Source organism: Vibrio sp. QJM3NY_39 (assembly GCF_057785895.1).
The window spans coordinates 1686364-1699992 of sequence record NZ_CM173505.1; the positions used below are offsets into that span (position 1 = coordinate 1686364).

Sequence of the window (13629 nt, forward strand, 5' to 3'; positions counted from 1 at the left end):
AGTTCGAACACCGATAGCTTGATACAAAAGAACCCACACTGGCTGGATGCTCGATAAAGAGTACGGCGAGTGCGGGTTCTTTTTTGTCTGTGCTTGAATCTGGCTAATTCGTTTTGTATCGACTGACCTAGATTTTTACACAAGCGATCAGAGCATTACCTGATTTGGTATCCCAAGGTAACAGCTTGTCATAATCGTGCTCAAAAATATGAACCTCAAAGTAGGGCTTCAATATCTCGATCAACTCCTTAAACGAGAATGCCACCATCGGGTGTTCATCATTCCAAACTTGTGTCTCACCGGATGTTGTCTTTTCGATACTGAGTTTTAACGCCTGCTTGTCACCCTTGCCAGAGTAATACCAGCCTGAACTGAACGTGAAATCATCCTGTTCAAGATTGGTGGTGTGTCGAACAAAAAGATCATTGCTGATCTTGTCTTTATCCACCACATTAAAACAGAAAATTCCCTCTGGTTTTAAAGCGCGATGTACGCTCTCAACACATTCTTTTAGCTTCTCGAAACCATCGTTGTAATGGATTGAGTATAAGAAGCAGGTGATCAAATCCAGAGGTTCTGCCACTTCAAAACTGCTCATGTTTTGCACCGAGAAATTGGCTTCGGGGCAGCGAATCTTAGCGATATCTAGCATTGGCGCGTTGAGATCGAGTCCATTACTTTGGTAACCAAAATCGATAAAGTGACGAACGTGTGGACCAGTGCCACAAGCTAAGTCGAGGTGAGTCTTTCCACCATTTCCGAAAATTTGATGTAGCCTACGTACGCAGTTACTTTGCGCTTGATAGTCAATATCAACACACATTAAATCGTAGTAACTGGATAGGTCGGTATAAAGTGCGTTGGAAGAAATAGTAGCTGACATATTGGCGGACATAAGTGCCTACAGCGTTAGCTGATATAATGAGGGTGGCGCATCATATACTGAAATGTCGAAATCGCAACCAAATATTCGATCAAGTTATGTGCTTTAATTCTCGGTGGCTGTACCTTAATTATGTGCGGCTGTGCTCAATTTGTATGGTTAGCCGACTCATTTAGCGTTAGCTTAAAAAGGCGTTGGATTATGAAAGAGAGTTGGTGGGTTATGCCGGATAGCCAGAGGAACATGAAGGAGAGCAGGGAACTGCGATCAAGCTAGTGCTTCATAGCAAACCACATCATCGTTGATCGAGACTTGATTTTTACCATTCGCTTTCGCACGATATAGTGCATCATCGGTAACACGAATAAGTGTATCAATGGTGTTGGCTGAGTGGCACAAGCACTGGTTGGTAACGCCGATACTCACGCTCGTTGTAAAAGCGCGGCGATTAATGCCATAGAAGGTATGTTGATTAAAGGTGTGGCAGATTCGTTCGCTGATGATTTTGGTATGGGCCGATTTCGCTTTTGGAATGAACACAATAAACTCTTCGCCACCCCAACGTCCAACTACGCCACCTAACAATTCAATGTGAGTTTTAATGGTGTCTGCTAAGTGCCTAATCACCGTGTCACCCACTGTATGCCCAAATCGATCGTTAATCGATTTGAAGTCATCAATATCAATCAACAGACATGACATCGCCATATGCTGATTAACCGGCTTCTTGAGCCAACCGTAAATAGCACGGCGATTGAACACATGCGTTAAGTCATCATGCATCGCTCGATGCAGCAACTCCCGTTCTAGTAATACTTTATCGGTGACTTCTTCAAGGATCACTTGAATGGCGTCTTCACCTTCCCAGTTAATCACGTTGTCATAGAGGTTGAAGTATTTGTGGGTGCCATCAAAGCATTGGTTATACACCACGGAACTAAAGTTGGGTGTATTGCCATTGAGAATGTTCTCGCAGCGTCTGATGGCCGTTGAACGCTGATCTTCAGGTACGATGGATAGGATGGAGTCCATCGCAAGCACTTGCTCTATTGAGTCCGCGCCTTGTTGTTCTACCCATGCTTGGTTGACCATTAAAGGTTTGAAGTTTCTATGGATCAGGATCCCTTGTTTCGATGTATTAAGTAGCTTGCGATACATGCGATCTGTTTCGTTACGTTTGCGCTGAGCTTCGACTACGGATGTGATGTCGATGATAGTGACTTGGAGGGCGGGTTTACTATTGAGTTCAATAATGTGTGATAGGCAAAAGATAGAGATGTTGCGGCCATTGGCTGGAATATCGGTGTACAATTTTCCTTTTTTTAGTTTGCCTTTTATGGCCTCTAAGTAACGTTTCTTGGCTAACTCTTGGTAACTGTCAGGAACTAACGCATAAACAAATTCAACGTTCAATAACAGCTCTTCACGGGTTAGGTAACCAAAGATCTGAGCGATTTCGTTGTCGACATCAATAATTCGGTGATTTTGCAGTGTCATGCGCCCTTGCGCGGAATCGAAGTTCTGGCAGGGTGTCGTGGTGGTTAAATCTAATTGAATGCTCATATCGACCTGGCTACTTATTCGTTAAATTGAAACAGGTGTTGTTCCTCGGCGTAGCGACCACACAGGCATTGTGGAACACTTTTATGAAGAGACTAGATAAGAAAAATATGCTATCTAGGTAAGGTCAGTATGGCATTTATAATTTCATGATTAATCAGTAATTTTACTGATTCAAACCGAGTTCTTGAAAAGAAAACAATCAGGAAATCAAGCCAGTAATTAAAGCCAAATCACTCAAGCTAAATAAGCGAACTAAACAAGGAGAGTTGAGGTAATGAAACCAGAAATAAAAGCACAGGATTCAATGGGAAACGGAACAGTATTGGAAAGCTGCACATCAATAGAAATTAAGCTTGATGACTTGTCGGGTGGGGAGGTCGTTGAATTGCTTGAAGAACACCTTGCCGATATGTATGCCACGTCACCGGCTGAGAGCGTTCATGCATTGGATCTGGATGGGCTCAAGTCGCCAGAAATTACCTTTTTCAGCGCTTGGAAAGGCAGCCAATTGCTTGGGTGTGTTGCCATTAAAGAGCTAAATACCCAACATGCTGAACTGAAATCGATGAGAACCTCACAGTTTGCTCGAAAGTCAGGTGTTGCAAGCCAACTGTTACAGCATGTAATAGACACAGCAACCGTTCGCCAGTATCGACAAATCAGTTTAGAGACAGGCTCAGAAGATTACTTTAAGCCAGCGCGTAACCTGTATGAAAAGTTTGGCTTTGGATACTGCGAACCCTTTGCTGACTATGTGTTGGATCCGCATAGCCAGTTCATGAGTATTGAGTTGCGTTAGATTCGGTCGAAATTGTAGATCGAAGTCAAAGAAAGATTCCCTATCACGTTCGTTCCTCACTGTAAGGAATGACGAGGAGGGGTGTATCTCTACGCAGAAAGTGACACGGTTGTAGTTCCTTGCTGTTAAGAGTGAGGTGGTTGTAGCGCCTCACAGTAGGAAGTGACGTGCACAACATTGACTTGATTCCCCAGCGTCATTCCAGAACCGAGGGACGAGGTATGTGGAATCTCTAACCGCAAAGCGAGATTCCCTATAATGCTCGTCCCTCGCTTTAGGGAATGACGAATATCCTGTATCAATGACTAATAGTTAAAGCGTTAGCGTGTTTCTAGTTCTGCAAATATCGCTTCTGCATCCACAATGCTGCCTGAGATAGAAAGGGTACTGAAAGGAACCAAATCTTCTGGGCTTGATGGCTTTTTAACAAGCAGCTCTGGGTAGATTTTTGATTCACCCATTAACATCGCCTTTAGCTCTTTTACCGATAAATCAGGATAGCGCGCCCACACCAACGCAGCGACACCGGAAACAACAGGTGCAGCCATACTTGTGCCACTTTTCGAACCGTAGGTGTTTCCCGGAGTGGTTGATAAAATGCGGTACCCAGGTGCAAACACATCAACCGATTTCTGACCGAAATTACTGAAGTTTGCGACCAAGGTTTCGTCTGCGTATTTCGCTGATGCGCCCACATCTAACCACGTTGAAATAGGCTTCGAGCGGTAGTGCTTAGCGTAGCGGTTTGGAAAGCTTGGTTTGATGTCGTTATCGTTGCGGCTGTTACCCGCAGAGTGAACGATCAATACGCCTTTACGAGCGGCATAACGGAACGCGTGGTCGACGATGTATTTACGTGGCGAGTAGCTTTTTCCGAAGCTCATGTTAATGATCTTCGCACCATTATCGACGGCATAGCGCACTGCGTTAGCAATGTCTTTGTCTCGCTCATCGCCATTTGGCACCATGCGTACCGCCATGATTTGGGCATGATCCGCGACACCTTCAATACCAATAAAATTGCCGCGTTCAGCAGCGATGATTCCAGCAACGTGTGTACCGTGCGAACCGACAGGGCCTTTTACATCGTTGTTGCCGTAGCCTTTTTCCCAAGGGTTAGAAATGTCATCCCATACAATATCGCCACGCGTATCAAGATCTAAGTTAAGGTGGAAATCTAGAGAGTCTTGATAACGGCTACGACGTGATTCTAGATATTCAAAGGAGTACCATGAATCAAATACGCTCAAAAGCCCTTCAGCTGCTGTAACGACGCTAGCATTCTCACTATCTAACAGTGTTTTAAGACCGTTAGTAGAAAAGTCTTTTTGATCGACGAATTTAAGAATCTCTTCTTTGTACTCATTAGCTTGATTAGTTGCTGATGTTACGCGATTCAACGCATCTTGGTCATCTTTTAGAGACGACAAATAATCAGATTCAACACCTTGATAGTACTTGCGTTTCTTTCGAGGAATCCAATGTCCATTTTCTTTTAACTCGAGGTACTTTTTGTATTCTCTGGTGACCTCTAATGTATCTTGATCAACGTTAATACCTAACGAGTTACCCAGAAAGTTCCAGCCGTGGACATCATCGATGTAACCATTGCCATCATCGTCAATCCCGTTGTCTGGGATCTCGTCTTCATTGGTCCAAAGTTTTTTTTTGAGGTCTTCGTGTTCAACGTCGACACCCGAATCAAGAACGGCAACGATGACAGGTTGTGGTTGAAGAGGGGGCATCAAGTAGTCGTATACCACATCAGAACCCACGCCCTGAAGTCTTGTGTAGCTCGCCGATAAGTTAAACCAATCGCCGCGTTGTTCATCGGCGTTACTCATCATTCTCATAGAGAAGAACGAAGGTTGAATGGTTTCTCGTGAGTAATCCTCAACAATCGTGCCTTTTACATCTTGAATAAAAGGTGAGTTGATGGGTTGTGGCTCTGGGCTACGTTTGTTCAGAGTCGTAGCTGATACGTGGGTCGAAGCCATAATAGCTAGGGCTATAGTGGTAAGTCTTTGTCCGTGATTCATCTGTGGTGCATCCTTATCATTGTGCGACTAAATAGTTGTGCGACTAACGCTGACTTCTTCGAAACGAAGTGTACAACGCGCAATAAGTCAGTTAAGTGAGAGGGAAATGCCCGCTCAAAACGCAGTTAAAAGGTAATATGCAATCAGACTTGTATCATTCGCTTGGTCAATGAAATGGTAGGAAGATCTCACTGTGATCGATTTTTAATTCTCAAACTTTGAGCTAAATTCTATTAATAAAACCAATATTTATAAAATAAAGATTAGGATTAAAGGCGTTTAAAATCAATTGATTGGATTGTTAATTATTGTATCGGAGGGTAGGGTAACTCGTTCCGAGTAGAGTCGAAGTATGCGTCTGCTCCTCGTCTTTTGGTTACTCTAATGGCCAAAAATACACGAAACGTGTCATTGATAAGCAACAGAGTCACTTGTTAACAATCTGATTAATTGGCAGTATTGTGTCAATTATTACCGTCACTACTTTTACAGATCTTTTTCCATGACGACTTATTTTGCTGGTTTCTCTCTGGGGCTTTCGCTGATTCTTGCGATTGGCTCTCAAAATGCGTTTGTTTTAAAGCAAGGGCTTAAGAACCAACACGTATTGGCAATTTGCGCTGTATGTGCGATTTCTGATGCCTTACTCATTAGCTTTGGTGTGACGGGCTTTGGCGCAATCGTTAAGCAGTTCCCACAAATTGAGCAGTTCGCCCGTTATGGTGGGGCTATCTTTTTGGGTGTCTATTCATTCTTAAGCTTCCGTTCAGCATTTACTGAAAACCACGCCTTAGAAGTCACTGCTGAAACCAAAGACTCGCTAACTAAAGCGATTGCGATGTGTTTGGCATTCACTTGGCTTAATCCGCATGTGTATTTGGATACTGTGGTATTGCTGGGTTCTATCTCAACCCAATATCAACCTAACCAAATGTTGTTTGGCGCTGGTGCAGTATCGGCGTCGTTTGTGTTCTTCTTTTCACTTGGATATGGAGCACGCTTTTTGGCTCCAATGTTTAAGAACCCGAGATCGTGGAAGGTGTTGGAGTTTGTCGTTGGCGTGATCATGGCATCTATTGCAATATCTTTGATCGTCTAGTTACTCGTAATTAGGCATTCAAATATATTATCTAAAGTTCCCACTTAAAGTGACGACTTAAAATGACTGTCTTTAGTTGCCTTTGTATTTAATTATTTCCACAAAAATGGAATTATTTTTCGTCTTTCGGTTTTGGCGTTCGTCTTAGGGGTACAAATACAAATTAATGACCTAATTCGGAGTCAACCATGATTAAACTTGTTAGCTTTAAAAACTGCCCATTCGTTCAACGTGTAATGGGTGCTTTAGTAATGAAAAGTGTCCCATTTGAAATTGAATACATTGAGCTAAACAATAAACCTCAATGGTTCCTAGATATTTCGCCAAACGGACAAGTGCCAGTATTGATTACAGAAAATGACACAGTTCTGTTTGAGTCAGATGCAATTGTTGAATACTTAGACGATAAATATGCGCCGATAGAAGAGGTGTCTGCAGAGCAAAAAGCACTAGATCGCGCTTGGTCTTATCAGGCAAGCAAACATTACATGCCGCAATGTGGAACGATGGGCAGTAAAGATAAAGAAACCTTTGAGATACGTTTAGCGAATCTTCAAAAATCCTTCCAAAAGGCCGAGAACAAGCTGGGTGACAGCGACTTGTTTAAAGGCGATTACATCTCTAACGTCGACATCGCTTGGCTACCACTGTTACACCGAGCGTCAGTGATTAAAGAAGGCTCAGGTTTTGATATGCTTGAAGGCTTTCCGAAAGTACAGAAGTGGCAAGCGGCGCTGATTGAATCTGGCTTGACCGATAAAACCGTTCCTGCGGACTTTATTGAGAAGTTCAGCGGCTTTTATTTAACGAATAACTATTTGGCTAGTCTCGCTGAAGCTCGTTAATAATATTAATTAAATTGAAATATATTTTAACGGCAGACCGTTCTAAATAAATACCCTCCCAAAATTAAACTCATTCTTCTCTTTATATCTTTTATTGGAAAAAGAGAGGAGCAGGATGAATTTTTATATTTAGGCGTGAAGATTCAGGTTGTTTTTGAGAACGAGTAACAATTTAGTTAGTACGGTAACGACATGATTATAAATAACTTAATATTGATGATGCTCAGGTTTACTATCAGGTTTATACGTTTTTTAGTACTCGTTACTTCTCAGGAAATACATCTGTCTCATAAATAAGACTGGACTAAATATCTATGATTGTTCGTTTGATGACCTAAAAATCTTGTGGTACTTTCTCATTCGCTCCGTAAATGAACAGTGTTTTATTATTCATTAGGGGCTGGTTATTTAATTTATTTTAAACAGTAACGCAACAGGTGAAATAGTGTCGGAAACTATTGGCTGTTGATCAACGTTACTGTAGGACAGACAAAAAAAGGGTATTTTCATGCTTAAATCATCATTTCTATTGGGCCTAGTTGGCTTAGTTTCACTTCCTACATTTGCTGCTGGTATCGAGGGTGGTCCATACATTGGCGCTGGCCTTGGCGTGTATCAAGACTCAGACACTGACGGCGCAGGTAATTTAGATGCTGAAAGCATGGGATATAGCCTTTACGGTGGTTACCAATTTAACCGCATTGTAGGTATCGAACTTGGTTACACGGATTATGCTGACTATGAATCATTTGGAACGAAGGTGTTTTCGCCAACATCGCTTTCTGTTGCAGCAAACCTTGGCTACACCTTCGATAACTCAATTCGTCCATTTGTACTAGCGGGCTTGAGCTACGTAGATTTGAACTCAAACAACGCTAGCTCTTTTGATGATGATTCTGGTGCCGGCTTTCATTTCGGTATTGGTGTTGAATACACGCCAGTAGAAAACCTAACATTACGTTTGATATCACAAGCAGACGCAGTAAACATCGAATTCTTCGATAGAACAACGGGTAATCGATTGGAAAGCCGTGATGTAGCCTTTAGCACAGTAACTCTGGGTGCTTCATACAATTTCTAATGGCTTCTGTTAAATAGCTTAAAGCTAAAGCTATGGACACCCAAAACCGCTCTAACGTTGAGCGGTTTTTTTATGTCAAAAATAACGATTGCTCACGCTGTGGGCGGAGTTGGTCCAAAGCCTGAAATTAGTTGGTTTTCACAAGCTTATAAAAGGGAATTATCTCGACTATTTTGGTAGATTAAAGGTATTACAGACTTCCAGTGAGCAGCAATGAAGATTCTTCACACGTCCGATTGGCACCTTGGCCAAAACTTCTACAATAAAAGTCGTAAGAATGAACATGAACGGTTTTTACAATGGTTACTTGAGCAAGTTACAGAGCACGACATCGACGCGATCATTGTTGCTGGCGATATTTTTGATACCAGCACACCGCCGAGTTACGCTCGTGAGATGTATAACAAGTTCGTGGTCGACTCGAACAAGATCGGCTGCCAATTGGTGTTGTTAGGTGGTAACCATGATTCGGTGTCTGTGCTTAAAGAGACACAACAGCTGCTCAAATACATGGGTGCAGACGTGATTCCTAATACCAATGAAGATCATGCGACTCAGGTTGTCGAACTAAAAGGCAAGAACGGCGATGTAGAAGCGCTGGTTTGTGCCATTCCTTTTATTCGCCCTCGCGATGTGTTGACCAGCCAGGCGGGTGTCACTGGCGTTGAGCGTCAGAAGCAACTCGGAGATGCAATCAAACAGCACTACCAAAGTGTTTATGATGCCGCTGTAGAAAAACGTGCGACGTTTGAAAACAGCGAGCACATGCCGATTATCGCTACGGGTCATTTAACGGCGATGGGCGTTCAACAATCGGATTCGGTACGCGATATCTATGTCGGTAACCTTGATGGTTTTGCCGCTGATGGCTTCCCAGACGCAGATTATATTGCACTTGGTCATATCCACCGCCCACAAGTGGTGGCAAAGCGTGAATACATTCGTTACTGCGGCTCACCAATCCCATTAAGCTTTGATGAACTTAAGTCTCAGAAACAAGTGTGTGTGGTTGAGTTTGTTGAGGGAGTGCGCACCATTTCTCAATTGCCAGTTCCAACGTTCCAACCCCTAGCTGAAATCAAAGGCGACTTGAGTGAAATCGAATCTCAACTGAATCAATATGTAGGCTTAGATAGCGAACAAAGCGTTTGGTTATCGATAGAAGTGCAAGCGCAAGATTACTTGTCGGATCTTCAAGAACGTATGCGCGCACTAACAGAAGGTTTGAATGTGGAAGTGCTTCAATTGCGCAGAGCAAGAGAACGTCGCAATCAAGCATTAGAGCAAGAGTCAGCAGAAACACTATCAGAATTGAGCCCGATGGACGTTTTTAGCAAGCGTATTGCCTTAGAAGAATTTGAAACCGATTATGAAAAAGCACGTTTAGAGCGAATGACGGTGAAGTTTAAACAAGTGATGGTTGAAGTGTCTGAAAGCGCTCAAACACCAAACAAAGTAGAAGAGTAACCAGCATGAAGATTTTAAGCCTAGAATTTGAAAACCTGAACTCTTTGAAAGGGCGTTGGAAGCTCGATTTTACCCAATCACCGTTTGCAGAAAATGGTCTGTTCGCGATTACTGGCCCGACAGGGGCAGGTAAAACCACCATTCTTGATGCGATTTGTTTGGCACTGTTCCACCGCACGCCACGTTTGAAAAGTATCGCTAAAGGCAACAATGAATTAATGACACGTGGTACAGGTGAGTGTTTCGCTGAGCTGGAATTTGAAGTGCAGGGCAAAACGTACCGCTCTAACTTCCATCAAAAGCGAGCGCGTGGAAAGCACGATGGCGCATTACAAACGCCAACGTGTGAATTTGCCGATGCTGACACCGACAAAGTCTTAGAAACCATGCTGACCAAGAAGACCAAGTTGGTCGAGCAGGTAACAGGTCTCGATTTCTCTCGTTTCACCAAATCCATCATGTTGTCTCAGGGTGAGTTTGCGGCATTCCTTAATGCCAATGCGAACGACCGCGCAGAGCTACTTGAAGAGCTGACGGGAACAGAAGTCTATAGCCTGATTTCTGAGCGCATCTACGATCATTTCAAGTCTAGTGAAGAGTCGCTTAATCACCTGAAAGCAAAAGCTGAGGGTGTGAGTTTACTGTCTGAAGAGCAAATCCAAGAGCTAACCGCAGAGCGTGAAACGCTAGAAGTCGAGCAGAAGCGTTTGTCTGAGCAGTTAAAAGAGTGGCAAGCTCACCTTAGCTGGTGGAAAGACGTGACCAAAGCTGAGCAAATTATTGCGACCAGCGAGCACGATCTTAAAACAGCTCAAGATGAGCTAGACCGTAACCAACCCTCACTAGAGCGTTTGGCAAACAGTGAACCTGCCGAAAAACTGCGCCCAATGCACAAAGATTTAAAGCGTTGCGAACAAGAGGTGAACACTACTCAAGCTCACTTAGATAACAGCACCAAGTTACTTGCTGTTCGTTATGCGGAAAAGCAAGACGCGCAAACTCAACTGACTCAAAGCAGTGACGCTGTTCAGAAGATAAAAACCGAACAACAAGATCAAGAGAAGATCATTGAACAGGTTCGTCCTCTAGATAACCAAATTGCTGTACTCAAAGATAAGCAAACTGCGGCCGTTAATGCAGCGAATACGCTAAACGAGCAACACACGCAGCAGCGTAATCAACAGGTCGATTTAGTTCAAAACACTGATGCACTGAAGCAACAATATCAACTCAGCACTGAGTACTTAAATACACATCAAGCTGACCAATATCTGGAAAAATACTTAGGTCAGTGGCAAGCAAAGGTAGAGCAAGTTCGTACTCTAGAGCGTCAGCATGCAGAACAGTTAAACTCAGCGAAGCAAGCCTTGTCTGCGGTTGATACTCAGCAAACGATCATCAAATCTGCGCAACAAGCTAAAGCAACGCAAGACAAAACTTTAAGTGAATTGGTTGTGCTAGAGAGTAGTGCAAAGCAACAGTGGGAAGCATTGCAAGGCAACACCAGCGAACAAGTATTGCATGCGCAAAAAGATCTGTTGGAGTTTTGGAATCGCAATACGCACTCATTACTTGAGATCAATCGTGGTTTCCTAAATGCCCAACAACAGCTGTACGTTAAAACACAAACACATCAAACTAACACTCAGTTGGTCGACAAGCTTTCGAAAGAGCGTGAAGTGTTGGTGGAGCGATATAAAGAGAAAGAGACTTCGCTTGAGCGATTAACGCGTTTGATTGATCAAGAAGGCGAGTTGGCGAAATACCGTGCAGCTCTAGAATCAGGCTCTGAGTGCCCGCTGTGTGGTTCAACAGACCATTCGATTGAACAGTCACAAGATATTGCAAATTTGGTTGCTCAAAAAGATAGAGAAAACCTAGAGTTAACGGCCATCAAAAAAGAAGGCCAAGAGCATCGTCAGCAGTTAGATTCTCTTGCCCCTATGATTGCAGCACTTAACGATGGCATTCAACGTGCGCAAGCGGATATTCAGCAAGCTCAAATGAATTGGCAAGGCGTTGTCGGCAAGCTTCAACAGGGCTTATTAGATTTCGCTGGCACGGCTCCAGAGCTAGCTCTGCTAACGATTAACGATTTAGGCAATGAAGCTACAGTCGTGACCTTTGCTCAGCAGTGTGAACTTCAACTAAGTCAGATCTCGCAGCAGCTTAAAGCATTGGCTGATGCCAAAGCGCACTATGCGGAAGCTGAGAAACAACGCTTGTCTGTAAGTGTTATGGCTGACAAGGCGCAATCTAACCTTGAGTTGGCCGAGCAACGCTTAGCGGATCTGAATAAGCAAAACCACATTACAAACGAACAAGTAGCTAAGATAGCTCAAGCGAAAGATCAGCAATGGCATTCGTTGAAAGAGAGCATTGTTCAAACCGCTATCGAAGCACCTGAACTTGAACATATCGATGATTGGTTTACTGCGAAATCACAAGCATCAAGCACATGGCAGCAAACCAAACAGCAACAGGCCGATATTGAGAAGCAACTGATTACTCAAAATGCCGAATTGAAAACCTTAGATGACAAGCTAAGTAGCGCAGAGAAAGAGCTCGCGACACTGACGCAAGAGAGTGAGTCTTTAGTGTTAGAGCTGACTCGTATTAGTGCTGAAAGGGCAGAGTTGTTTGGTGACAAAGACATTCAAGCCACCAGCAATGCGATGAAGCAAAAAGTCACTGAAGCGGTGAATGCATTTGATGCAGCGCAGTTAGTGCTTAACCGCTGCGAACTGGAACATCGAACTGAGCAAACCAAACACATTAGCTTCTCTGAAGAGTTGGCCAGCAAGCAGTCAAGTTACACACAAGTATCGAATGCTTGGTTAGAAGCGCTTAAAACGAGCCCATTCGAAGGTGAGGCTGATTTTGAAGCAGCATTGTTGGATGAAGAGGTTAGAACTCAACTTCAAAGCCTGAAGAAGTCTTTAGACGAAGCGATTGTCAGTGCACAAGCTAGGTTGAACACCGCCAAAACGACGCAAGTGGAGCTACAAAACCACGAAAATGCTAAAGCATGGCAAGAGCAAGACCAACAGCAAGTTGAAGACGCGACAACTGAATGCCAAAACGCACAACAAAGCCATGCGACAAAGATCGGCGCGATTTCTGCCAATCTTGAAACGGATAACCAGAACCGCAGTAATCAGCAAGATCTGTTTAAGCAAATAGACGAGCATCAGGTCGAGTTTGATGACATCTCACGTCTGAATTCACTTATCGGCTCTAAGAACGGCGACAAGTTCCGTAAGTTTGCCCAAGGTTTAACACTAGAGAATTTGGTGTACCTTGCGAACAAGCAGCTGCAGCGTTTGCATGGTCGTTACGAGCTAAAACGTAAAGCCGATGATGGCTTAGAACTGCAAGTGCTTGATACATGGCAGGGCGATGTGATGCGTGACACCAAAACCTTATCCGGTGGCGAAAGCTTCTTAGTGAGCTTGGCGTTGGCCTTAGCGCTTTCTGATCTTGTGAGCTACAAAACAAGTATTGATTCTTTGTTCTTGGATGAAGGTTTCGGCACGTTGGATAGCGACACTTTAGACATTGCGCTAAACGCGCTCGATAACTTGAATGCATCTGGCAAGATGATTGGCGTCATCAGTCACGTTGAAGCATTGAAAGAGCGAGTGCCTGTTCAGCTTAAAGTAACAAAACACTCTGGCTTAGGTGTGAGTGAGATGGAGAAGCAGTACAAGGTTGTCGCTTAACTCCTAGCCATATTCATTAGCGCAGAAATAGAGCTAGACCAAGCAGATCCCCGACTCAGTCGTTCCTCCTTCTCGAGGATGAAGGAGTCGGGAGTTGTCATCAATCATGTCTCGTACTCCCTAACACATGG

The 13629-nt window shown here is 43.6% G+C and carries 9 protein-coding genes; 6 read left to right on the plus strand and 3 right to left on the minus strand.

The annotated features are described in order from the left end of the window. Positions 1 to 127: 127 nt before the first annotated feature. Positions 128 to 883, minus strand: coding sequence for a class I SAM-dependent DNA methyltransferase (locus AC3CHU_RS07650; protein WP_488525481.1), 756 nt, complete (start codon positions 881 to 883; stop codon positions 128 to 130). A gap of 267 nt (positions 884 to 1150) precedes the next feature. After that, positions 1151 to 2446: a sensor domain-containing diguanylate cyclase gene (locus AC3CHU_RS07655; RefSeq protein WP_488525402.1), complete on the minus strand. Its 1296-nt coding sequence runs from the start codon at positions 2444 to 2446 to the stop codon at positions 1151 to 1153. 274 nt (positions 2447 to 2720) lie between these two features. Between AC3CHU_RS07655 and AC3CHU_RS07660 the strand changes: the two genes are divergently transcribed. Next, the gene (locus AC3CHU_RS07660) at positions 2721 to 3245 is read left to right on the plus strand and encodes a GNAT family N-acetyltransferase (RefSeq protein WP_473575278.1); all 525 of its coding nucleotides are present in this window, start codon (positions 2721 to 2723) and stop codon (positions 3243 to 3245) included. Positions 3246 to 3565: 320 nt separating this feature from the next. Here AC3CHU_RS07660 and AC3CHU_RS07665 read toward each other — a convergent pair whose 3' ends face one another. Further along, positions 3566 to 5284 (minus strand): S8 family peptidase, encoded by a 1719-nt coding sequence (locus AC3CHU_RS07665; RefSeq protein WP_488525403.1) that lies wholly within the window; start codon positions 5282 to 5284, stop codon positions 3566 to 3568. A 502-nt stretch (positions 5285 to 5786) separates the two neighbouring features. On the opposite strand from AC3CHU_RS07665, the gene AC3CHU_RS07670 reads away from it, so the two are divergent. The 5 genes from AC3CHU_RS07670 to AC3CHU_RS07690 all read left to right on the plus strand — a co-directional run bounded on the left by AC3CHU_RS07670 (position 5787) and on the right by AC3CHU_RS07690 (position 13498). Continuing rightward, the gene (locus tag AC3CHU_RS07670; RefSeq protein WP_488525404.1) at positions 5787 to 6383 is read left to right on the plus strand and encodes a LysE/ArgO family amino acid transporter; all 597 of its coding nucleotides are present in this window, start codon (positions 5787 to 5789) and stop codon (positions 6381 to 6383) included. Between the two features lie 188 nt (positions 6384 to 6571). Further along, positions 6572 to 7228 carry a glutathione S-transferase family protein gene (locus AC3CHU_RS07675; protein WP_488525405.1) on the plus strand — a complete coding sequence of 219 codons (657 nt, stop codon included), beginning with the start codon at positions 6572 to 6574 and terminating at the stop codon, positions 7226 to 7228. 508 nt (positions 7229 to 7736) lie between these two features. Continuing rightward, a complete protein-coding gene (locus tag AC3CHU_RS07680; RefSeq protein ID WP_065205291.1) occupies positions 7737 to 8309 on the plus strand; it encodes a porin family protein in 573 nt (190 codons plus the stop codon). Positions 8310 to 8522: 213 nt separating this feature from the next. Further along, on the plus strand, positions 8523 to 9776 hold the full coding sequence (gene sbcD / locus AC3CHU_RS07685; protein ID WP_488525406.1) for an exonuclease subunit SbcD: 1254 nt from the start codon (positions 8523 to 8525) through the stop codon (positions 9774 to 9776). Between the two features lie 5 nt (positions 9777 to 9781). Continuing rightward, on the plus strand, positions 9782 to 13498 hold the full coding sequence (locus AC3CHU_RS07690) for an AAA family ATPase (RefSeq protein WP_488525407.1): 3717 nt from the start codon (positions 9782 to 9784) through the stop codon (positions 13496 to 13498). The last annotated feature ends 131 nt before the right edge of the window (positions 13499 to 13629 follow it).